Consider the following 20,065-nt stretch of genomic DNA (forward strand, 5'->3'; position numbering starts at 1 on the left):
CCCTACTGCGTCACCCTCACTCAAGGCGGCGGCCGGCTTCCGTTGCTACTTGCCCCTGCTCGCCTCCCTGGAGCCAGAGGTCCGCCGACCCGCGGCTGTCCCACACCCGCACGACCGCGATCGCACTCCCCGCCCTGCGCGCAACCGGGACGAGGAACCCGACGCACGCGCTGAAGTCCTGGCCGGGATCGACCGGCTCGACCCACGTGACGTTCGCCGACTCGATGTTCCTGAGTGTCCCGGTCCGCCTGAATGGCGAACGCCGGCTACGGCTCGCAGGACCGTGCCGGAACAGCGCGTTTCCGTCAGGGCCTTGTCGCTGCGGCCGGGTGACGTGAGGTGTCGATCAAGGTCGAGTCTCGTTGGCAGGGCGTCTTGTTCTCCGATTGTTGGAGCAGCTCATGTCGCGTCGTCCTGTTGCCACTGCCGTTCTCGCGGCGGCTGGTATCGCTTTCACCGCTACTCCTGCCCTGGCTGGCGGGATCGTCGTGGTTGGTTCGCCGTCCCACGACAATTCCTGCGCCCACCAGCGCACCGGCACGAGGCCGCAGGGTGCCACCACCGCCGGCCCGGGGATCGCCAACGCCCTGTTGGGTCAGCTCCCGGCCACTGCAGCCCTGAATCACTGTGGTGGGGCGGATCTGCCCTGTGTGCCCGCCAAGGTGCCGGACGGTCAGGCGCAGCTCCTTGCCAAGCTGGGTTCACCTGTCACGGGAGGGACTGCCTTGCTGTGCGATGCGCAATCCACCCAGGCAAAGGGCAGCGAGCCTTTGTCCGACGTTCTCGAAGAAGTCGCGATTTTGTAGAACAGCGGTTCCAAAGTGGACGACAGCTGACGATGGCGGGCGCGAGGATGCCGTGACGTCACGGCCTCGTCTGGACGTGACGGGCTCGATCGGGCCTGCGGGTCTGCCTCGGCGGGGACGCCGGGTTCCCCAACGTCCATCCAAACCAGGTGGCCGTGCTCACCCGCTACCGGGACCTGCCCGCCCTGGTCAACCGGCACGTCGCCCTCGGCCTGGAGCAGACAGCGGTACACCCCTGCTGCCAGCAAGATCCCGGTATGCGGGCTTGGGGAGCCACCGCCTCGGTTTGGCGGGCTCGTGTGAAATGTTCGGGCTACGCCCAGGTCTTGGACGTCGCCTCTGGCCCGTACCCCGTTCCTGACTGTGGACGTGTCGAGGCCGTCCATGTGCTGCAGCCCGGTGTGGCCGGCAGAGCGTGCCGCTGGTGACGTAGACACGCCAGGGTAGGGGTGCAGCGCCGTTTCGCCGCGGACCTCGATCGTGATGACAAAGAACGTGCAGGACTCGTAGATCGACTCGAAGTGGCAGTCCAACTCGACCTGGCGAGCGCAGTATCCCGAGCATGCGACGGTGTATTTCCCGGCGGAGCTTGGCCGTCTCCGAGCCCTCGGCGTCGGCTGGCAAGCGTCGCGGGTGCTTGGCCAGTGCGGGTGATCGACCCGTTCCGGTCGGGGTCGGGCGGCCTGCGGGGTGACGCTGGCGTGCCCGTCTGGCCTGCGGGGCGCTGCTGCGGAGAAGTGGGCAGCCGGGTGGTCCATCACGCGATGGCGTACGCCGGGCCGGGTGGCGGCCTTGACGGTGACCCGTCAAGGCCAGGTGGCGGAGAGCGGCACTCGAACTGCCCGGGCCAGAAGACGACGCGACGTGAGGCTCACGTCATCTGGGTGCCCAGGCGTACGCACTCGATGAGGTAGTTCCCGGTGTCGGCATCGATGGTGACACCGTGGGCCTCGCTGTGGAATCCGGGGAAGGCCCGGTCGAACGCCTCCAGCGCGGACAGGTAGCGCAGGACCGGACCGCCTGGCGCGCCGAGTGCTTCTCCGGGCATCAGGACGGGGATCCCCGGGGGAGTCACGGTCACCATGGCCGCAGCCACCCTGCCGGCGGCCTGGGCGAGGGGAATCCGTTCCGTGCCGCCCCGGATCAGCTGCCGGTAGCACGCCTGGGGCGGGACTGCGGGCTCGGGCAGTTGCTGGAAGGCGGTGTCCAGGGCGTCGATCAGCTCCGCCCGGGTGAGGTGTTCGTGCATGTCCTGGCACAGACCGCGCAGGGTCGTGCCGCTGTAGCGCTGCGGGTAGCGCGCGACGAGGTCCGGCAGTACTTGGCGCAGCGGGGTGTCGGCGTCATGGAGGGCCTTGAAGTCCATGAGGGCGTCCATCAGGGTGCCCCACTTGCCCTTGGTGATGCCCATGGAGAACAGGACGAGGGTGGTGTAGGTGTCGGTCTTCTCCACGACGATGCCGCGGCCGGCCAGGTACGCGGTGGGGATACGGGCGGGGATGCCCCAGGAATCCGCCTCGCCTCGCGCATCCACGCCGGGGCAGGTCAACGTCACCTTGATGGGGTCCAGCAGGCACTGGCCCTCGCTGAGTCCCTTGAAGCCGTGCCAGTCCGCCTCTGGGACGAGCTCCCAGCAGCGGGGATCGGAGGCCAGGAGCGCCGGGGAGGCGTCTGCGAAGGCGACGGTGGTCCCGTCGGCCGGGTCGGTGACGGTGTCGGGCTGCCAGACGCCGAAGAACCACGTCGGCCGGTCCCCGGCCTCTGCGATCCGGCGCCCGGTACGGACGAGGGCCTGCCGGAACCGTACAGCCTCGGTCACCGCCTCGTTCACCAGCCACTCGCCCTGCGGTCCGTCCATCATCGCCGCGGCCACGTCCAGCGAAGCGATCACCGGGTACAGCGCCGAGGTGGTGCCGTGCATCATGAACGTCTCGTTGAACCGGTGATGTTCGACCGGCGCTCGGGGTGAGGACTTCACGTGGACCATGGCGCTCTGCGACAGGGCGGCCAGCAGCTTGTGCGTCGACTGGGTCGCGAAGACCGTGGGACGCTCGTCACCCTCGAAGGTGTCCGGCCCCACGGCCATGCCGTACCGGCCCGCGTACAGGGGGTGGAAGCGGGCGTAGGCGAACCAGGCCTCGTCGAAGTGCAGCCGTGGAGTACTGGGTGCCAGGGCGCGCGCCGTCTGCACGGTGTCGTAGCACAGGCCGTCGTACGTCGAGTTCGTGATCACCGCGTACTGGGCCTGGGGCGATACCGCGCCCGGCGTCAGCGGGTGGGCGGCGATCCTGGCGGCGACCGCGGCGGGCGCCGTCTCGCGCGCCGGCAGTGGTCCGGCCAGCCCGTATCCGTTGCGGGTCGGGACGAGGTAGACCGGGCGCGCACCCGAGATCACCAGGCCGTGCAGCACCGACTTGTGGCAGTTGCGGTCCACGAGGGCGATCTCGTCGGTGGTGACGCAGTAGTGGCCGACCATTCGGTCGGCTGTGGAGTCGCCGTGGAGCACGAAGTACGTACGGTCGGCGCCGAAGACGCGGGCGGCGTTGCGCTCGGCTTCCCCGATGGGGCCGCTGTGCTCGAAGAGGGAACCCAGCTCCTCCACCGAGATCGACAGGTCGGTGCGGAAGAGCCGCTCGCCGTAGTAGTCGAAGAAGGCCCGGCCGACAGGCGACTTCAAGAAGGCCACACCGCCCGAGTGCGCCGGGGTGTGCCAGGAGTACTCGTGGGCGTCGTCGAACCGTCGCAGCGCTTTGAAGAACGGCGGCAGGACGGAGTCGCCGTATTCCCGGGCGGCGTTGAAGACCCGGCCCGCGATGAAGGACGGCGTGTCCTCCAGAGGCCAGATGTATCCGACCGCGGTCTCCGCCACCCACAGGGGGAGGCGGTCCAGGCCGTGGTCCGACTCCTCGCTCATGACGACGAAGACGGGCAGGGCTGTGAACCGACGAGTGATCTGGCGCAAGACGGCCGCTCCCCGGCCGTCGCTGTCCTCGCCGGCCTCGGACGGCAGATCCCAGGCGACGACCGCGGCCGACAGCCCCGCCTCCGTACGCAGGGCGGCGCAGGCCGCCTCGACGGTCCGCGCCCACCGCACCTCCAGGCCGCGATTCTCCAGCTCCTTGCCGATCCTTCGCAGTTGGTCACCGCCGACGCCCCGGCCCAAGGGGTCCTCGCGGAAAGCCAGCAGGACACTACCGTTCGCCATGACATTCTCCACGTACGTCAACCCATCCCGACCTGCCAAGTGTCGAGTTCAAACATCACGGACCGGGCCGAAATCCGGCGGCCCTCACCCATTCGGCGGGGCGCACGACATGCGCATTACAGTCACCCGGCGCGGGTGTGACCGCGCCCATTCGATGCCGGTGTTCTGGGCGGGATGATCGGGCTGGGCGGCGCCGAGTTCCGTCTGCCGTTGCTGATCGGCCTCTTCGGGTTCGCCGCGCTCTCGGCGGTCATCCTGAACAAGGCGATGAGCCTGGTCGTCGTCCTGGTCGCGCTGCCCGCCCGTCTGGGCGCCGTCCCGGCCGCCGAGATCGCGGCGCGCTGGCCGGTCGCGGTCAACCTCCTGTCCGGCAGCCCGCTGGGAGCGTGGGCGGGAGCGACCTGGGCGGTACGCATGCGCAGCAGCACCCTCTACAAGGTGCTGGCCGCCCTGATGGTGCTCATGGCCGCCGCCCTCTTGGTCACCCACACCACCGCATTGGGCACCCTGGATCTGCCGCTGTGGGCGCAGGTACCCGCCGGTGTGGTCGCCGGGTTCGGCATCGGCGTGGTCGCCGCGATTGTGGGCGTGGCAGGCGGTGAGCTGCTGATCCCGACGATCGTGCTGCTCTTCGGCGAGGACGTCAAAACCGCTGGAAGCTCTCCCTGCTGGTCTCCCTGCCCACCATGCTCGTCGCGTTCGCCCGCTACAGCCGCGATGGCAGCTTCGCTGTCCTCGGTGCCAAGCTCCGCTTCACGGCGGTCATGGCCGCCGGCTCGATCGTGGGCGCGGTGCTGGGCGGGCTGCTCCTCGGCGTCTTCCCGGACCTGATCCTCATCCCCCTGCTCGCCGTGATCCTCCTCGTATCCGCAGTCAAGCTCGCGCGCCACGACTGAGTTCGGCGAGACGCCTCTGCACGCCTCTGCACGCCTTTGACGCGCCTGCGGACAAAGCCGCCGGACCCTGTTCAGTCGATCAGAGGGCTCCGGCGCTCCAGCAGGACCACGTTCCGCCAGGCCCCGTGGTGCCGGCCGTTCCGCTCTCGGGGGCCGATGATCCGGAACCCGGCTCGCGCGTGGACGGCGAGGCCGGCGGCGTTCTCGGGGAAGATCCCGGACTGGATGGTCCAAATCCGGCGGCCTCGGTGGGGGCGACCAGGGCGTCCAGCAGGGCGCGGGCAACGCCGCGGCCGCGGGCCTCGGGGCGGACGTAGACGGAGTGCTCGACCACGCCCGCGTACGCGCACCGGTCCGAGACAGCGCTCGCCGCGACCCTCCCCAGCACGGCGCCGTCGTCGAGGACGACGAAGCGGTGGCCGGGCAGCTTCGCCTTGTCGAACGCCGCCCGGTCCGGGGCCTGCGTCTCGAAGGTCGCGTTGCCCTCGTCGATCCCGGCCTGGTAGATGCCCAGCACCTGCTCGGCGTGCTCGGGCAGCAGTGCTTCGATGTGCACCGCGGTCACGCCGTCTTCGCGGCGCCGGCCAGCAGCGCGCCCATGGCGGCGAGCACGGACGGCTCGACCCGGTAGTACACCCATGTCCCCCTGCGTTCGGAGGACAGCAGCCCGGCCTCCTTCAGCTTCTTGAGGTGGTGGGAGACGGTGGGCTGGGAGACGCCGACGTCGGAGATGTCGCACACGCACGCCTCTCCGCCCTCGTGGGAGGCGACGGCGGAGAACAGGCGCAGGCGCACGGGGTCACCGAGGGCCTTGAACATCTTCGCGGCGACCTCGGCCTCCTCGGCCGACATCGGGTGCTCGTTCAGCGGCGGGCAGCAGGCCGCGACGACGTCGGGCTCCGGCAGCGGCAGAACCTTCACATTCGACATACGTCTATGTTGACACACATCGAACCAAGGGTCATTGGGTCAGGTGCGGGCCAGGTGGAAGGCCAGGCGGCGGGCCGCCCGGGCGGCATCCCGGCCGACCCCGCGCAGCGTGTTCGAGGACAAGCTGCGCTGCCACTCCAGCCCGACGAACTCCAGGCCCGGACGAGAGGGCGAGGTGCCGCTGCGGTGGCGCGGGTGCCCGGCCGGGTCGAGGGCGCCGTCGAGTCCGGCAAGGTAGGGCAGGTGGGGGCGGTAGCTGGTGGCGAGGATCAGCTTGTCCAGCCGCTCCGTGGTGCCCTCGGCCCATGCGACCTGGTCGTCGTCGGGGCGCGTGAACATCGGGCGGCGGTCGGGGGCGCCGGTGGTGAGGGCGGCGCGGTAGCGGCCGTAGTCCAGGACCGGCGGGGCGGGCGGGGTCTTCAGCAGTCGGCCGAGCGGGGCGGCGTCCAGGCCGGTTCGGGTGAGCCAGAAAGTGCAGGTCTCTGCCCAGCAGGTGCTGCCGGGTGAACTTCACCGGCGCCCGCGTGGCCAGGCTCACGCGGCTGTCGCGGGCGAGCTCGGCGGCGATCTGCACCGCGGAGTCCCCGCCCCGACCACCACCACACGCTGCCCGGCGAACGATGCCGGGCCGCGGTAGTCGGCCGCGTGCAGGACCTGCCCGGCGAAGGCCTCCAGGCCCGGCAGGTCAGGGCGGTGCGGCCGGCCGAAGCTGCCCGAGGCGGCGATCACCGCCCGTGCCGACAGCCGCCCGCCGCCCTCCAGCTCGACCGTGAAGCCGGCGCCGTCGGCCTGGACCGCCGTCACGCGCTGGCTGGTGCGGATGTCGGCCTGCAGGCGGTCGGCGTAGGCGGTCAGGTAGGCGACGGCCTCGTCCTGGTGCGGGCAGCGGTCCGGATTCCCGCCGAACGGCATGCCGGGCGGTGCGCTGCCGGGCCGGGGAGAACAGGGTCAGGCTGTCGTGGTAGCGCGGCCACGACCCCGCCGCACGCTCCGACGCCTCCGATGCCACTGGCTTCAGCCCTGCCCTGATCAGCGCGTGCGCGGCGGCCAGTCCCGACTGCCCGCCCCCGATGACGACGGCTTCCACGGGTTCTACGACAACCTCAAGAGTTAGATAAGCATCTATGTTGACGCCTATCGATACAGGTGTCATGCTGATCACGGGAGCCATAGACAAGCTTCGAAACACGGGAGGTCGTGATGAACGAACCGATGACCCCCACCAGCCCGAACCGTGCGACGACGACGGCCTCCTGCTGCAGCGCGGCCCCGGCGCAGCCCGCCGCCGAGCTGGCACTCGCCCCGTCCGCACCCTGCTGCGGCATCAGCCAGAGCGCGGAGGCAGCCGGAGCCTGCTGCGACCCGCAGGCCAAGCGCGAAGCCGTCACCACCGGCGCCGGCTGCTGCTGACCACCCCAAGCCCCATCGCCCCCCGCCCGCGTGTACGAAAACCCGGAGACCTGTCATGAGCGAGACCATCACCGAGCTGCCTGTCGTCGTCATCGGGGCCGGCCCCGCCGGACTCGCCGCCGCGGCCCACCTCCTCGACCGCGACATCACGCCCCTCGTCCTGGAAGCCGGCCCGCACGCCGGGGCCGCCGTGCGCGAGTGGGCCCACGTGCGGCTGTTCTCCCGTTGGGGCGAGCTCGTCGACCCTGCCGCCGAGAAGCTCCTGGCCCCGACCGGCTGGTTCAAGCCCGCCGAGGACACCTACCCCTCCGGCGGGGACTGGGCCGAGCACTATCTCCAGCCGCTGGCCGACGTGCTCGGCGGGCAGGTCCGCTACGACGCCCGTGTCACCGGCGTCTCCCGCACCGGCCGCGACCGCATCGTCGACGCCGACCGCGACACCCAGCCCTTCGTCGTGCACTACGTGAACGCCGACGGCAACGAGCACCGCCTCTTTGCCCGTGCCGTCATCGACGCCTCCGGCACCTGGTCCACCCCCGGCCCCGCCGGCGGCAGCGGACTCGCCGCCCTCGGCGAGAAGGCCGCCGCCGACCACATCACCTACCGCGTCCCGGACCTGAAGGACCCCGCCGTCCGCGCCCGCTACGCCGGGAAGCGCACCGCGGTCATCGGCTCCGGCGCCTCCGCCTTCACCGCCCTCGCCCATCTCGCCGACCTTGCCAAGTCCGAAGACGGCCAGGGCACGCACGCCACGTGGATCCTGCGCCGCGGGATCTCCGGCTCGACCTTCGGCGGCGGCGAGGCCGACGAGCTCCCCGCCCGCGGCGCCCTCGGCCTGGCGGCCAAGGCAGCCGTCGACGGCGGCTTCGCCGACGCGGTCACCGGCTTCCGCACCGACACCATCGAGCGCACCTACGACGGCCGCGTCACCCTGGTGGGCGAGGACGGCCGCCGCCTGGACCCGGTCGACGAGGTCGTCGTCCTGACAGGTTTCCGCCCCGACCTGTCCTTCCTGGACGAGCTGCGCCTCGGGCTCGACGAGCGCCTCCAGGCCCCGACCGGACTCGCCCCGCTCATCGACCCGAACCAGCACTCTTGCGGCACCGTCTACCCGCACGGCGTGGGCGAGCTGTCCCACCTGGAGAAGGACGTCTACCTCGTGGGCATGAAGTCCTACGGCCGCGCTCCCACCTTCCTCGCCTTGACCGGCTACGAGCAGGTCCGCTCCATCGCCGCCCACCTCGCAGGCGACCACGAGGCCGCCGCGCGCGTCGAACTCACCCTGCCCGAGACCGGGGTGTGCGGCGGCGCGGGCCTCTTCGACGAGCCCGCCGCCGCGGAGGAGACCGGCGGCGGGTGCTGCGCGGCCCCGGCCACCCTCACCATCGGCGCCACTCCCGCTTCCGCCGGCGGCTGCTGAGGTGAGCAACCTTCAAAGCGGCGTGGCCGCGACCGGGACGGGGGTCCGGTCGCGGCCACGCGCCGTCCTGCCCGCCCTGTGCCTCACTCAGATCACCAGCTGGGGCATCTCTACTACGCCTTCCTCGTCCTCAACCCGGCCATCACCGCCGACACCGGCTGGAGCGCGGGCGCGACCACCACGGCCCTCGTCGTCTCCGCCGGAGCCGGGATCTACGTCGGCCGCGTACTGGACCACCGAGGCCCCCGCACGGGCCCCACCAGCGGGTGAGGGCGGCGAAGGCGGGCTGGTAGAGGATGACGGCCATCGCCGCTCCGGCGAGCAGCCAACCGGCGGCGAAGACGGCCAGGTTGGGGGCAGCGGTTATCACCAGCAGGCTCAGCGACCCAGGACGGAGCCGGCGGTCATGACGGCCTGGCGCGCCACCTACGTCGCTGAGCCGGCGGGAAGGAACCCGTCCGTACTCCCATAGAGAGCATCGACCCGATCCAGATCGGCGCCTCCTACAACCTGGCGGCCGAGGGCGTCGCCGCGAAGCCGTACGAACTCCTGCGCCGCGCCCTGCAGCGCAGCAGCAAGGTAGCCGTCGCCAAGTTCGCGATGCGGGACCGTGAGCGCCTGGGCCTGCTACGCGCCTGGACAAGGTCATCGTGCTGCACGCGATGCGCTGGCCCGATGAGATCCGCTCCTCATCCCAGGTACGGTGCCGGACGTGGCTGTCTCCGACGCCGAGGTCCAGGCAGCGGTCACGTTGGCCGAGACCCTGCCCGGGATCGACATGAGCGAGATCCGCGACGCGAAGAAGGAGGCCACGAAGAAGGAGGCCGCCAAGAAAGCGGCGAAGAATATGCCCGCTGCGAAGAAGACCATCGCGCGCAAGCCTCGCAGCGCCTGAACACGCCGCTCCGCGTGCCAGCTGCAGCACCAGCACGTGGCCCCTCCCGGTGGTTCGGCGGGTGGGCGGATCGAGATGGACGTGAGCGGGGTGACGTTCGCCGACTCGATGTTCCTGAGCGTCCTGGTCCGCCTGAACCAGGAACGCCGGCTACGGCTTGCAGGACCGTTGTCAGCACAGCTGCTGCGGTTGTTGGAGATGACAGGCGTGCCGGCCGTGTTCGAGGTCGGTGGCGCAACCGAGGCGGGTTGTCCCGCCCAGGCGGGGAAGGGGGCGGCGGGGTGTCCGGGCAAGGGTTCCCCGCCGCCGAGGCCGCGGGCGGTGAGCGGAGACAAACCGCCGCGGCCCCATGGGCAACGGGTGATGCAGCCTGATGGTCACGGTCTGCCAGAACGTACGTTGACGAGCGTCTGGCTGTACTCCTGAGAGCCGGGCACCCTCACGCGCTGGGGTGGCTGTGACGCCCGAGCAGGCCGAGTGCCGTCAGCACAGTGACGCAGAGCGTCATCCAGCCGATGAACGCGCCGCCGCCATACAGCACTGCACCAGCTACCGGCGACCCAGCCTTGTGCGAAAGTACCGCCGCCACCACCGCTACCAGCAGCGACGATACGAAGGACAGAAGTGTAAGAAGTACCTGAACGAGAAAACTCAGCCTCACCAGTCGATCCCTTTCACCAAGGTGATCGACCAGTCGGCGGGCAGCCTCAGCTCGACCACCGTTTGCGGATGGCCTGCTGAGGCTCTGCGACGATTAGAGGCTCATCGTGCTCATTGCCTGTTGAGATTGAAGCACTGTCCCCCATCGGACACGTCGCCAGTGCTCACGGCCCTCGAATGAGCAACGCAGAGCCTAGCCGCAGGCAATGAAGATCGCCAGTACTCAAGCCTGGGAGGTGGGCGGTCGGTCCCACACCAGCCTGACACGCCCTCAGTGCGGGTGCGTAGGCGGTGGTCGGGCGGAAGCGGCTGTAGGCCCACAGGGCCAGCACGCAGGTCATGGCGCAGGCGGCCAGGGCGATGCCTCCGATGTGGGACAAGTGCTGGACGGAAGTCGCGGCCGCGTAACCGCACCCACCTCGGCCCCCACCCACAGCACGGCGGCGATGGCGCTGTAAGGGGCTATCTTGCGGTACAGCAACCCCGTGGCACCGGTTATGTGCGGCGCCAGGGTGCGCAGGACCGGCAGGAACCGGCACAGCAGGACGGACTGCCCTCCGCGACGTTCCATCAACGCTTCATTCCTTGCCCAACCTCGGGCCGGCAGGCGGCGTCCGAGCCGGCCCGCCCGCAGTCGGCTGCCGAGCAGCAGGCCGGTGCGGTGCCCGGCAGCGTCTCCCAGCACGACGGCGCAGGCCGTCACGGTCACGACCTGCTGGAGGTCCTGATCGCGACGAAGCTGCTGGCCGAGGCGGAGCGCGAGAGCGCTCGCGCTGTTCGATACCCGCTATATGGACGCCCCCCTCACCCTGCTCCGCGCCGATGGCTTCGAGGTGCCCGAAGAGGACATCGCCCGGCTCTCGCGCGTCACCACATCAACGTCCTCGGCCGGTACTCCTTCCGGCTTCCCGGCCTGCCTGGCGGAATGCGCCCCCCTGCGCGATCCGGACAACGCCGAGGATTGAGTCCCGCGCCGCTCTCGCCGGGCAGTCGGCGAACGTAACCGAGCCGGCGGCAGGCCGACGTCATGGGCAGTGGCGTGTCCGAAGCCCGTCGGGTCAGGTGCTGAGTGTGTGTCCCGTTGTCGAGTCGACGTGCTCTGGGATCTCGTCGTGGCGATCGCCCACCGTCGGTGTCCCGGTGGGCTCGAACATGAGGATGGCGGCGCCAGAGGGAGCGTACGGCTTGTGCTCTGTGCCTCGGGGGACGGTGAAGACCGCCCCCTGTGGGAGCAGGACCGTGCGCTCCCCGTCGGGCTCACGCAGGGAGATGCGCAGCTCACCGTCGAGTACCAGGAAGAACTCGTCGGTGTCGTCGTGTACGTGCCAGATGTGTTCGCCCTCGACCTTGGCTATGCGGACGTCATGGTCGTTGACGCGAGTGACGATGCGGGGGCTCCAAAAGGCATCGAAGGAGGCCAGAGCCTGGTTGAGGGAGATGGGTTCGCTGCTCATGGGCTCATCCTGAGCCGTTTCGCGTGGCCGCCGTGAGTGCTAGTAATCGCATATGGCGAAAGAATCCTCGCAGGCAGCTCGCACGGCGGGCGTACACAGGGTCGTCGTGATCGTGGACGAGAACTCGAACCCCTTCGAGCTGGGCTGCGCGACCGAGATCTTCGGCCTGCGCAGACCGGAGGTCCGCCGTGATCTCTATGACTTCAGGCTCTGTTCGCCCGAGCCCCGCACCCTGATGCGAGACGGATTCTTCACGCTCACGGGAGTCGCCGACCTGGAGGCGGCCGACGCGGCGGATACCTTGATCGTCCCCAACCGGCCGGACACAGAAGTGCCCCGCCGTCCCGCCGTGCTCGATGCCGTCCGCCGGGCACACGCCCGCGGTGCGCGCCTGGTCGGCTTCTGCAGCGGCGCTTTCACACTGGCCGAGGCTGGCGTCCTCGACGGGCGCCGAGCCACCGCGCACTGGCAGTGGGCGGATTCCTTCCGGGCCCGCTTCCCCTCTGTCCAGCTCGAAGCAGACGTGCTGTTCGTGGATGACGGTGACATCCTCACTGCGGCAGGAAGTGCAGCTGCTCTCGATCTCGGGCTGCATCTGGTCCGCCGCGACTACGGCGCGGAGGTCGCCAACTCTGTGAGCCGACGGCTGGTCTTCGCGGCAAACCGGGACGGTGGGCAGCGGCAGTTCGTGGAGCGTCCCATGCCCGACCTGCAGGACGAGTCCTTGGCGCCTGTCCTGGCCTGGGCTCACGAACGGCTGGACTCACCGCTCACTGTGTCCGGCCTGGCGGCGCGTGCGGCGGTGAGCCCGGCGACGCTGCATCGCCGCTTCCGGGCGCAACTGGGCACGACGCCACTGGCGTGGCTGACGGGGGAACGGCTCGCTCTGGCGTGCCGGTTGATCGAGCGAGGCGAGTCCCGGTTCGAGGTAGTCGCGCGACGCAGCGGGCTTGGCACCGCTGCCAATCTGCGCAAGCTGATGCGCCGCGAGACCGGCATCACACCGTCGGCGTACAAGCGTCGGTTCGGGCCGGAGACGAACTGATGGCGGGCATCCCCCTGCTGACGAACCACGTGTCTTGAATCCCACCCAGGAAGCCGCCACCGCGGTGCGCGCGCCGTGGAGTGAGGCCCCCTGTCCCGTGCTCACGGTCGACGCCGACAACACGTTGGTGTTCGTCAACGAGGTCGCCGGTCTGTTGTTCCCCGACGCCCGCCCTGGTGCCTCGATGTCGGATGCCGTGCCCGCGCGGCTGTCCGACGCCCACGCCCGCTGCCTGACCCCGGCACCCGCCGGCCCGGTGGTGCGAGACTGAAGCCGGGAACTGGTGGAGGGCTTCGTCGGCCATCAAACCTACGAGGCCCACCCGACGGCCCGTGACGACGGGACGCTGCTGTGGTGGCTGGTTGACGACACCGACCACCGCTCACCGCGCGAGGTGCTGCGGATCGAGCGGGAACGCACTGCGTTCCTGACGCAGGCGTCGAACCTGCTGTTGTCCTCGCTGAACCTGGAGCGGTGCATGGACGTGACCGCGCAGATGGCTGCCGAGCACCTTGCCGACGCGGCTCTGCCATCTCTCCCGCCCGCGGCAGGGAGCTGCCGGTGGTGTCCTGCCTGAGCGGCAGGACGCCGCAGTCGTCGCGGGTTACCGCGTCCGCGGAGGACGTGCCTGGGCTGGCCGAAGCCCTGCAGGGGTTGAGGATCACCGGCACCCTGGACCACTTCACCCGTCACAGCCAGGACAGCGACTCGGCGTCTTCCACCAGGCAGTCGCGGCCCGGCCGATGAGATGACGGGTGTGCTGGCCGTGTTCGATTGTCGATGACGCAACCGAGGCCAGCTGACCTGCCAGGCGGGGAAGGGGGCGGCGAGGTGTCCGGGAGAGGGTTCCCCGCCGCCGAGACTGCGGGCGGTGAGCGGGACAAACCACCACGGCTCATGGGCAACGGGTGATGCTGAAGGTCACGGTCTGCGGAACACACGTTGACGAGCATGCGGGCAGACGTCAGGCCGGGCGGTGTGCGCCGGCGAGTCTGCCTTTTTCGGGCGGGGTCGGCTGGTCAGGGGCCGTCGTAGTGGTCCCGGCTGCCGGATTTGGCCAGGCCGCGGCTGATCATGTAGCCGAAGGTGAGGATCACGATGTACAGCCAGGCCATGTCGGCGCGGAAGTAGTCGCGGTGTCCGTCGTCGGTGCCCACCACCATGGAGGCGATCAGGACGGCGATCACGCAGGCGATGTAGACGAAAAACTCCGTCGTCTTCAGGGCCGACTTCGTCTCGGTCGACAGACGGCGCGTGCCGTGCCCTGAGACATCGGTGTGGCTCGTGGAGCGGCCTGCAGGAGCGCCGCCAGAAATCGGGGAGGTCATGGGAAATCCAATCCTTTTGCGGAACGCACCTGGTGCGCTCCATGGGCCGGGTCACGTCATATCGACGCTGTCCCCTCCGGCGACTACCCGGAATGTCCGATAGGAACGTCACATAAGCGGTAAATCGAGTTGGTGTCTGTTGGCATGGGACGTCACAGGGAGGGCAGATACCTGGTGGGCCGGACTCGTTTGGTGCACTTCCTCCTCGGAATGCGAGACACGACGAGCCTGGCCCACCACCGGCAGTACAGGGGGCATGCCAAGTCGTGCGACTGGCGCCCACCGTTCCTTCCCCGGCTCCCGGTACGGCCGACGGTGATGGGGCTGTTCCTCTGGTGCGGCAGCCCCATCGCCATTGCCTCGTCAGCCCCGCCCCGCCCCATCTCCTCCTACTGACGGCTCGGACCGAGGGGCGCACCCGTGCGGTGCCGTTTGGTCAACGAACCGGGGTGGCCGCTGCGCGGAGGGACTGGGTCGTTCTGGCTGCGAACCTCAGATCGCATACCGGACGCGGCCGGGACTTTCGCTCGTGCAGCGCTGACCGAAGACTTACCATCCGGTCCTCAGGACCGGGCGGCGGCTGCGGGGCGGGACGTGCCGACAGAGGGGCCGCGGCGGCGATGGATTACGACGCTGCCTGCCCACCGGCTTCGCCCATGTCCGGACCCTGCGAGCCCACGCCGGCCGGGGCGGCCGGGGCCAGGTCGCGGCGGCTGAACCCGTGGGACCTGGACGATGTGAGTTCGCGCCGCCCCGTCGATGCGCACCGTTGCTGGCCGGGCCAGCGTAGATCGCACAGACCTCACGATCGCGAGGAGTCGCCGTCATGGGCGCTACACAGGACAAGCGGTGGCAGCCGGATCAGCCGGGCAACGGACCCTACAAGGCGGCGGAACACAAGGGACCAGGTCAGGACCTGGCGGGGCGGCAAAGGTCCTCACACCATCTGGACGAGGAGACCAAGCGCCGCCGTGAGGAAGACATGGTGAAGGAGGGAGACGTCGAGGGCGACGAGCTGTAGCAGTCCCGCGCCCCATGGCCTTCGTATAGCTGCCCGCTCGCCCCAAGCAGAGCAGCGGCCGCAAGAAGGAGCGCCCGATGAGCAAGCCGCTGAGTCAACGCCCCATCAGCAGTACCCCTGGACACTCCGGCCTATCGCCGTGCAAACCCGCCCGCCGCGACCACCGCAGCCGCGGTTCCTGAAGGCGGGAACGGGTGAACCGGCGTTGGGCCGAAATCCTCCAGGAGATCCGGGTCGCGCAGACAGGCGGCCAGATCCTGTTCGGGCTGCTGCTGAGTATCGCCTTCACCACGAGGTTCGAGAGCCTGTCCGCCTTCCGCCGAGGCCTGTACGTCGTCACGGTTGTGCTGGGAGCCTCCCCAGCGGCCGCCTTGATCGCACCCGTCTCCATCCACCGGTGCCTGAGCAGCCCAGTCGGCCGCGCGGATGACGCCGAGACCGTCAGGGACGGCCACCGCCGAAAACGCCGTCGTTCAGCTCGACGAGTGTGGTGGACATGTTGGTTTGCATCATGCGCACCGCGGCGTCGGCGAGTTCCGCGTTGATGTGGGCTGTGCCCTCGGGGACGACGGTGACATCGTAGTGGCGGATGTGCGCGTCGAGCGCGGAGTAGAGGATGCACTGTTCGGTGACATGGCCGCACAGGACCAGTCGCCCCACGTTCAGCTGCCCCAGGAGGTAGCGAGCGGAGTTTCGTAGAAGTTCGAGTGCCGGGCCTTGACGACGAAGAGAGAGTCCTCGTCCGGGGTGATGCTCTCCACAAGCTCAGGGTGACGCCCGGCCAGAGCGGTACGGACCAGTTCCCCGTGGTGGGAGCGCCACTGGCCGAAATTGTCGTTCACGTAGATGATCGGCGCTGAAACGGCCCGGCCGCGTTCCAGGAGCTGCTGCACGGTCGGCAGCGCCTCCCGTACCGAGGGGACGAGCGCGTCGGCATCCTGATGTTCGTAGGTGTTCAGCATGTCGACGACGATGAGTGCTGCTGTCATGGGCCAACCCCTTGGCGCACGTGCGGACCGCACCGGCCCAGGAACGCTGCGGTCGGGGACGGCTCCTCTGAGGCGCGGTCAGACGGACAGGGCTTGGAGAAGGTCGCCGACCTGGGGGTCCGGCAGGGCGCGGGCCACGTCGGCCTGCGCGACGATTCCGACGAGGGTGTGGCCGTCTATGACGGGTAGGCGACGGACCTTGTGCTCGGTCATGGTCCGCAGTATCTCGCCGGCGTCGTCGTCCGCGCCGATGGTGACGGCTTCGCCCTGGGCAAGATCGCCTGCCAGGCAGGACGCGGGGTCCTTGCCGGCGGCCAGAACCTTCACGACGATGTCGCGGTCGGTCAGCATTCCCTTGAGCTTGTTGTCCGTGCCACAGATGGGCAGGGACCCGACCCTCATGGCGGCCATCTTCTCCGCCGCTGCCAAAACCGTGTCCTGGGCTCCGATGCAGGTTGCGTCGGGAGTCATGATCTCGCGTGCAGTGGGCATGACGATCAGTCCTCCTCCAGAGCGTGATGACGGAAAGGTCCTGTCGTTGGGCACCTGCCCTCAACGCTGCTCCCGCATGCGGTCGAGCGCCACCCGCGGGCGGCGGCCGGGCTTCTCGTTGTTGTTGCCTGCTGGGGGGACTGCGTCCTGTCTGCCGCAGCGAGGGGACATCTGCCGTAACGCAGAGAGGTGCCCGGCGCCGGTCCGGGCGAGGCTGCACTGCCGGGTAGGCCTGTCCGTCGGGAGGCCCGAGCGGTTGGTTTGTTTTCAGGCGGTATGGAAAGGCGCCCGGGTGCCGCGGTCTCGCGACCCGCCCGGGCCGGCTGCGGTCTGGGAGGAATCATGCGTGCAAGAGTGTTGACGATCGCAGTGTTCACGGCTTCCCTGGCATGTTCCAGCGTGGCGGCGGTGACCGCAGCACCTGCTCCGAACACCGCCGATGCCCGTTTCGTGCAGATGGCCCACCAGAGCAACCTGGCGGAGATCGCCGCAGGTCAGGACGCCCAGAAGAACGCGACCACCGCGTGCGTCAAGCAGGCCGGTGCCACCCTCGTCAGCGATCACACCAAGCTCGATGCCGAGCTTTCCGCGCTGGCAAAGAAGGGCGATGTCTCACTGCCGGGGAGCCCGACCCGTGAGCAGCAGATGACGCTGGCTGATGTCCGGTCCAAAGCCGGCAGCGCCGACTATGACAAGGCTTGGCTGATGGCCCAGGATGCCGGCCACACCAAGACGCTCGCGCTGATCGACCAGCAGATCAACCACGGCAAGGACACCGAGACCACCACCGCGGCCAAGAAGGCCCGCCCCGTGGTTGCCATGCACCTGGAGATGGTCCGCGGCGGGACCTGCCACAGCATGTGATCGCTTCGCCTCGCGTTACACACCCTCGGTGAGGGGCATCAGCGGATTCGAGGTGACCGCCGGTGCAGCGGATACTGGCCGACAAACCCCGGGCCCCCAGGGCCCGGCGTGGACTTGCAGGGGCCAAGATGGCGACCAGTGAGGGGCTCGCCCCACGGCTACCTTGATGCCGTCCGCGCCGACGAACAGGAAGTCACCCGCCTCGGAGCCACCGGCCTTCGTCATCGACCGCCGCTGCCTCTCCACCCGAACCTGCGCCTGGACATCAAGAGGGTCATCGCCGAAGGCGACATGGTCGGCACCCGCTCCCACCTCGACCTTGAGCCTGGCAACCCCGACAACCACGGTCGTGCGCCGGCGGACTTCTTCCGCTTGGAGAACGGCAAGGTCGTGGAGCACTGGGACGTCATCCAGGACGTCCCCACCCGGGCGGCCAACGACAACGGCATGTTCTGAGGCCGGTACTGTCACCTGCGGCCACGGCGGCGGACGCGCCCGCCGCCGTGGTGCCGTCAGTACCTGGCGTCGGCCACGGGGGACCTTGACGATCTTCCCGCCGCGCACGGAGAAGGAGTGCGCGACGCGGACGTCCATCGCCTTGCGGGTGGCCATGTTGACCGCGCTGTAACGGCCGAGCACGACGACCCGCTCACCGTCGACGACGTAGGTGTCGTCATGGGGGATCCAGTCATCCCAGGCGCAGCGAGCTGCTCGAACACGCCGCTGATCACCCAGTCCGGGGTGCGGTAGGTGCCGGCCAGGGGGAATCCGGCGGCCTCGATCCGAGTTTCGAGCAGATCGTGGATTCGGCCGGCGTCCGCGCAGCCATGACCACCTGACTTCGCGATCCACCCACCCACCATGGTCGCTGCGGCCCAGTGGGGAGTGCGAGGATCAGGCCTGGTCCTCCTCGTCCGAGCGACGTCGTCCGTATCCCGAGGGGCGGCACGCCACCGGAGGAGCCGGACACGGCGATCACGGCGGAGACCGGTCGGGCCGGTGACCTCATGGCGGCACGACTGAACCGCACTGGGGAGGGGGTGGCCCGATCCCTCCCGATCCGCGGTCTGGTGGGGTCGGCGTGATCGTCGACCTCGACACGGGGTGCGAACTTGGCCGTCTTCCACACGCTGTAGAGGAACGGCAGGGTCGACGCCCCGAGGAGTGACCCGCTGCCGTCCATCCGGCTGTGGCCAGGTGCTTTCGGAGCGGAGCTGGGGCCACATCTCCCTTGATCGTCTACCCGCCGGATGCCTTGGAGCCCAAACGACGGTGTCGCCAGTGGGGCCGCTAATTGCCCGGCCGGCATCCGCGTCGTCTTCACTGCCGCCGGACGCGAGGACGCGGACCTCACCGTCGGTGGATGGAGAGGCGCCCTCCTCGAAGCGCGGGACCCGTCCCGCTGATGCCGATGGCGCAGGGAGGCCGCGATGCGGCTACCAGGGAAGTTCCGCGCAGATGGTCTTGCCGCCTTCCGGCACCGCGGTGATGCGGATGCGGGTGGCGAGGTGCTTGACCAGGAACCATCCCCACCCGCCGGTGCCGTCCATAGCGGGGGCTCGGGGCAGGGGAGGCTGTGGGCTGAGGTCGGCGACGCAGACGTTGATGGAGTGGTCCAGCAGCTCGAGGTGCAAAGTACAGGGGCCGTCGGTGTGCCGGACTGCGTTGGCGACGAGCTCGGCCACCACCAAGAGCACGGCGTCCATGCTGCCGGCCTCGGCAGGGGCTTGTAGACGGGCGGCGCGGGCCAGGAATGCACGGGTGGCGTCACGTGCTGCTGCGGCAGGCCGACTGCTATGCGACAGAGACTGATCAAGGACCGCTGTACTCACCTGTTGCTCCTTCCTCGCAAGCACCTGCCCGGTATACGGGAGCGGAAATCTGGCACGGCACTCGCCGCCCACCGAGGGCGCTCTCGATACGCCGGCCCCCTGGGGTGCAGGGCTGACTCCTCGTCCTCTCCGTTCACACGCGCGTAGGTGCTTGGGCCACGTCCGGACACCCCATCGGGCACTCGACTTTGGGGTGCCGGCGGCTCCTGTCAGCCTAGGGACGCGGTGCGGGCGGTGCTGAGGCCGTCTGTGACGGCCAAAACGGTGCTTGCGCCGGTCATCTCCAACAGCCGGGCGAGCTGACGTTGCAGGGGACCCGCCAGGACCAAGCGCCCGGTGCGGTGTGCGCGCAGCAGCGCGTTGAGCATGGAGGAGTCGGCGAACCGCACCTGGGCCACGTCGATGATGATTCGGCTGCTCGGATGCGCCACGGCTGCTGCAAGGGCTGCGGTGGGGGGCGGAAGGGTGTCCCTGTCGAACTCGCCCCGGCACACGATGACCCGTGCGCCGTCTCCTTCGTCGGGCAGCACGAGCACGCCGTCGCTGTCCATTCTCATCTATCCCTTCACGCGCCCACTGCAGTAGCCAGAGTCGAAATCATGCTCCCCCGCGCCGATCCTCACATACCTCGTGGACCGGCGGACGCTACGGCAACGGCGCATGACCGCTCCCAGGAATGCCCGATAGCCGTGCTCCCGGCACCCGCCTACTGCGCCTGCCTGGGCAACCGTGCCCCCTGGGGACGAAACGCTGAGATTTCACTGCCCACTTCGGACTGACAACCGGGTTGAAATCCCAGTGCGTCACCCCGCGTTGAG

The 20,065-nt window shown here is 69.4% G+C and carries 23 protein-coding genes and 7 pseudogenes; 16 read left to right on the forward strand and 14 right to left on the reverse strand.

Annotated features, from left to right (window positions below):
- Positions 1 to 389: 389 nt before the first annotated feature.
- A complete protein-coding gene (locus ACLJTM_RS21235; RefSeq protein WP_411105224.1) occupies positions 390 to 806 on the forward strand; it encodes a hypothetical protein in 417 nt (138 codons plus the stop codon).
- A gap of 871 nt (positions 807 to 1,677) precedes the next feature.
- Here ACLJTM_RS21235 and ACLJTM_RS21240 read toward each other — a convergent pair.
- A complete protein-coding gene (locus ACLJTM_RS21240) occupies positions 1,678 to 4,011 on the reverse strand; it encodes an Orn/Lys/Arg decarboxylase N-terminal domain-containing protein (protein ID WP_411105225.1) in 2,334 nt (777 codons plus the stop codon).
- A gap of 174 nt (positions 4,012 to 4,185) precedes the next feature.
- Here ACLJTM_RS21240 and ACLJTM_RS21245 point away from each other — a divergent pair, with 174 nt between their 5' ends.
- Entirely contained in the window at positions 4,186 to 4,842 is a 657-nt protein-coding gene (locus ACLJTM_RS21245) for a TSUP family transporter (RefSeq protein WP_411105226.1), read from the forward strand.
- A 136-nt stretch (positions 4,843 to 4,978) separates the two neighbouring features.
- Here the strand turns inward: ACLJTM_RS21245 and ACLJTM_RS21250 are convergent.
- The 4 genes and pseudogenes from ACLJTM_RS21250 to ACLJTM_RS21265 all read right to left on the reverse strand — a co-directional run bounded on the left by ACLJTM_RS21250 (position 4,979) and on the right by ACLJTM_RS21265 (position 6,749).
- Positions 4,979 to 5,472, reverse strand: a pseudogene (locus ACLJTM_RS21250) (GNAT family N-acetyltransferase).
- A complete protein-coding gene (locus tag ACLJTM_RS21255) occupies positions 5,469 to 5,837 on the reverse strand; it encodes an ArsR/SmtB family transcription factor (protein WP_411105227.1) in 369 nt (122 codons plus the stop codon). Before ACLJTM_RS21255 ends, ACLJTM_RS21250 begins: the two are co-directional and overlap by 4 nt.
- 39 nt (positions 5,838 to 5,876) lie before the next feature.
- A complete protein-coding gene (locus tag ACLJTM_RS21260) occupies positions 5,877 to 6,176 on the reverse strand; it encodes a hypothetical protein (protein ID WP_411105228.1) in 300 nt (99 codons plus the stop codon).
- A 195-nt stretch (positions 6,177 to 6,371) separates the two neighbouring features.
- On the reverse strand, positions 6,372 to 6,749 hold the full coding sequence (locus ACLJTM_RS21265) for an NAD(P)-binding domain-containing protein (RefSeq protein WP_411105229.1): 378 nt from the start codon (positions 6,747 to 6,749) through the stop codon (positions 6,372 to 6,374).
- 288 nt (positions 6,750 to 7,037) lie between these two features.
- Between ACLJTM_RS21265 and ACLJTM_RS21270 the strand changes: the two genes are divergently transcribed.
- The 6 genes and pseudogenes from ACLJTM_RS21270 (at position 7,038) to ACLJTM_RS21295 (ending at position 9,988) form a co-directional block, all read left to right on the forward strand.
- Positions 7,038 to 7,247 carry a hypothetical protein gene (locus tag ACLJTM_RS21270; RefSeq protein WP_411105230.1) on the forward strand — a complete coding sequence of 70 codons (210 nt, stop codon included), beginning with the start codon at positions 7,038 to 7,040 and terminating at the stop codon, positions 7,245 to 7,247.
- A gap of 55 nt (positions 7,248 to 7,302) precedes the next feature.
- Positions 7,303 to 8,667 carry an NAD(P)-binding domain-containing protein gene (locus ACLJTM_RS21275; RefSeq protein WP_411105231.1) on the forward strand — a complete coding sequence of 455 codons (1,365 nt, stop codon included), beginning with the start codon at positions 7,303 to 7,305 and terminating at the stop codon, positions 8,665 to 8,667.
- 1 nt (position 8,668) lies between these two features.
- Positions 8,669 to 8,934, forward strand: a pseudogene (locus tag ACLJTM_RS21280) (MFS transporter); the annotation flags it as partial.
- A gap of 243 nt (positions 8,935 to 9,177) precedes the next feature.
- Positions 9,178 to 9,243: pseudogene (locus ACLJTM_RS21285) on the forward strand (hypothetical protein); the annotation flags it as partial.
- A gap of 136 nt (positions 9,244 to 9,379) precedes the next feature.
- Positions 9,380 to 9,562 carry a hypothetical protein gene (locus tag ACLJTM_RS21290; RefSeq protein ID WP_411105232.1) on the forward strand — a complete coding sequence of 61 codons (183 nt, stop codon included), beginning with the start codon at positions 9,380 to 9,382 and terminating at the stop codon, positions 9,560 to 9,562.
- A 21-nt stretch (positions 9,563 to 9,583) separates the two neighbouring features.
- Positions 9,584 to 9,988: an STAS domain-containing protein gene (locus tag ACLJTM_RS21295; protein WP_411105323.1), complete on the forward strand. Its 405-nt coding sequence runs from the start codon at positions 9,584 to 9,586 to the stop codon at positions 9,986 to 9,988.
- Positions 9,989 to 10,001: 13 nt separating this feature from the next.
- On the opposite strand, the gene ACLJTM_RS21300 is transcribed toward ACLJTM_RS21295, so the two are convergent.
- Together ACLJTM_RS21300 and ACLJTM_RS21305 are read right to left on the reverse strand one after the other, a co-directional pair.
- Positions 10,002 to 10,223, reverse strand: coding sequence for a hypothetical protein (locus ACLJTM_RS21300; RefSeq protein WP_411105233.1), 222 nt, complete (start codon positions 10,221 to 10,223; stop codon positions 10,002 to 10,004).
- 336 nt (positions 10,224 to 10,559) lie between these two features.
- Positions 10,560 to 10,931 carry a DedA family protein gene (locus tag ACLJTM_RS21305; protein WP_411105234.1) on the reverse strand — a complete coding sequence of 124 codons (372 nt, stop codon included), beginning with the start codon at positions 10,929 to 10,931 and terminating at the stop codon, positions 10,560 to 10,562.
- Positions 10,932 to 10,986: 55 nt separating this feature from the next.
- On the opposite strand from ACLJTM_RS21305, the pseudogene ACLJTM_RS21310 reads away from it, so the two are divergent.
- Positions 10,987 to 11,225 (forward strand): annotated as a pseudogene (locus ACLJTM_RS21310) (hypothetical protein); the annotation flags it as partial.
- Between the two features lie 55 nt (positions 11,226 to 11,280).
- Here ACLJTM_RS21310 and ACLJTM_RS21315 read toward each other — a convergent pair.
- Positions 11,281 to 11,676, reverse strand: a complete 396-nt coding sequence (locus ACLJTM_RS21315; protein WP_411105235.1) for a cupin domain-containing protein — start codon at positions 11,674 to 11,676, stop codon at positions 11,281 to 11,283.
- 52 nt (positions 11,677 to 11,728) lie between these two features.
- Between ACLJTM_RS21315 and ACLJTM_RS21320 the strand changes: the two genes are divergently transcribed.
- From ACLJTM_RS21320 to ACLJTM_RS21330, 3 genes are read left to right on the forward strand one after another with little or no spacing between them, the layout of a single operon-like run.
- Complete coding sequence (locus tag ACLJTM_RS21320; protein ID WP_411105236.1) at positions 11,729 to 12,721, forward strand: GlxA family transcriptional regulator; 993 nt, start codon at positions 11,729 to 11,731, stop codon at positions 12,719 to 12,721.
- A gap of 34 nt (positions 12,722 to 12,755) precedes the next feature.
- Positions 12,756 to 12,992 (forward strand): hypothetical protein, encoded by a 237-nt coding sequence (locus tag ACLJTM_RS21325; protein WP_411105237.1) that lies wholly within the window; start codon positions 12,756 to 12,758, stop codon positions 12,990 to 12,992.
- A 12-nt stretch (positions 12,993 to 13,004) separates the two neighbouring features.
- A complete protein-coding gene (locus ACLJTM_RS21330; RefSeq protein WP_411105238.1) occupies positions 13,005 to 13,298 on the forward strand; it encodes a hypothetical protein in 294 nt (97 codons plus the stop codon).
- A 442-nt stretch (positions 13,299 to 13,740) separates the two neighbouring features.
- On the opposite strand, the gene ACLJTM_RS21335 is transcribed toward ACLJTM_RS21330, so the two are convergent.
- Positions 13,741 to 14,049: a hypothetical protein gene (locus ACLJTM_RS21335; RefSeq protein WP_411105239.1), complete on the reverse strand. Its 309-nt coding sequence runs from the start codon at positions 14,047 to 14,049 to the stop codon at positions 13,741 to 13,743.
- 826 nt (positions 14,050 to 14,875) lie between these two features.
- Here ACLJTM_RS21335 and ACLJTM_RS21340 point away from each other — a divergent pair.
- Together ACLJTM_RS21340 and ACLJTM_RS21345 are read left to right on the forward strand one after the other, a co-directional pair.
- Entirely contained in the window at positions 14,876 to 15,070 is a 195-nt protein-coding gene (locus ACLJTM_RS21340; RefSeq protein ID WP_411105240.1) for a hypothetical protein, read from the forward strand.
- A 194-nt stretch (positions 15,071 to 15,264) separates the two neighbouring features.
- A pseudogene (locus ACLJTM_RS21345) lies at positions 15,265 to 15,477 on the forward strand (DUF6328 family protein); the annotation flags it as partial.
- Between the two features lie 34 nt (positions 15,478 to 15,511).
- On the opposite strand, the pseudogene ACLJTM_RS21350 reads toward ACLJTM_RS21345, so the two are convergent.
- Positions 15,512 to 16,059: pseudogene (locus ACLJTM_RS21350) on the reverse strand (isochorismatase family cysteine hydrolase).
- Positions 16,060 to 16,137: 78 nt separating this feature from the next.
- Positions 16,138 to 16,551 carry a CBS domain-containing protein gene (locus ACLJTM_RS21355; RefSeq protein WP_411105241.1) on the reverse strand — a complete coding sequence of 138 codons (414 nt, stop codon included), beginning with the start codon at positions 16,549 to 16,551 and terminating at the stop codon, positions 16,138 to 16,140.
- 354 nt (positions 16,552 to 16,905) lie between these two features.
- Between ACLJTM_RS21355 and ACLJTM_RS21360 the strand changes: the two genes are divergently transcribed.
- A complete protein-coding gene (locus ACLJTM_RS21360) occupies positions 16,906 to 17,415 on the forward strand; it encodes a DUF4142 domain-containing protein (RefSeq protein WP_411105242.1) in 510 nt (169 codons plus the stop codon).
- 138 nt (positions 17,416 to 17,553) lie between these two features.
- Positions 17,554 to 17,871: an ester cyclase gene (locus ACLJTM_RS21365; protein WP_411105243.1), complete on the forward strand. Its 318-nt coding sequence runs from the start codon at positions 17,554 to 17,556 to the stop codon at positions 17,869 to 17,871.
- Positions 17,872 to 17,955: 84 nt separating this feature from the next.
- Here ACLJTM_RS21365 and ACLJTM_RS21370 read toward each other — a convergent pair.
- From ACLJTM_RS21370 to ACLJTM_RS21380, 3 genes and pseudogenes are all read right to left on the reverse strand, one after another.
- Positions 17,956 to 18,194 (reverse strand): annotated as a pseudogene (locus ACLJTM_RS21370) (nuclear transport factor 2 family protein); the annotation flags it as partial.
- Positions 18,195 to 18,851: 657 nt separating this feature from the next.
- Entirely contained in the window at positions 18,852 to 19,319 is a 468-nt protein-coding gene (locus tag ACLJTM_RS21375; protein ID WP_411105244.1) for an ATP-binding protein, read from the reverse strand.
- Between the two features lie 137 nt (positions 19,320 to 19,456).
- Positions 19,457 to 19,798, reverse strand: a complete 342-nt coding sequence (locus tag ACLJTM_RS21380) for an STAS domain-containing protein (RefSeq protein WP_411105245.1) — start codon at positions 19,796 to 19,798, stop codon at positions 19,457 to 19,459.
- Positions 19,799 to 20,065: the final 267 nt, after the last annotated feature.

Origin of the sequence: Streptomyces sp. cmx-4-9 (assembly GCF_046548835.1) — a bacterium.
Taxonomy (GTDB): Bacteria; Actinomycetota; Actinomycetes; order Streptomycetales; family Streptomycetaceae; genus Streptomyces.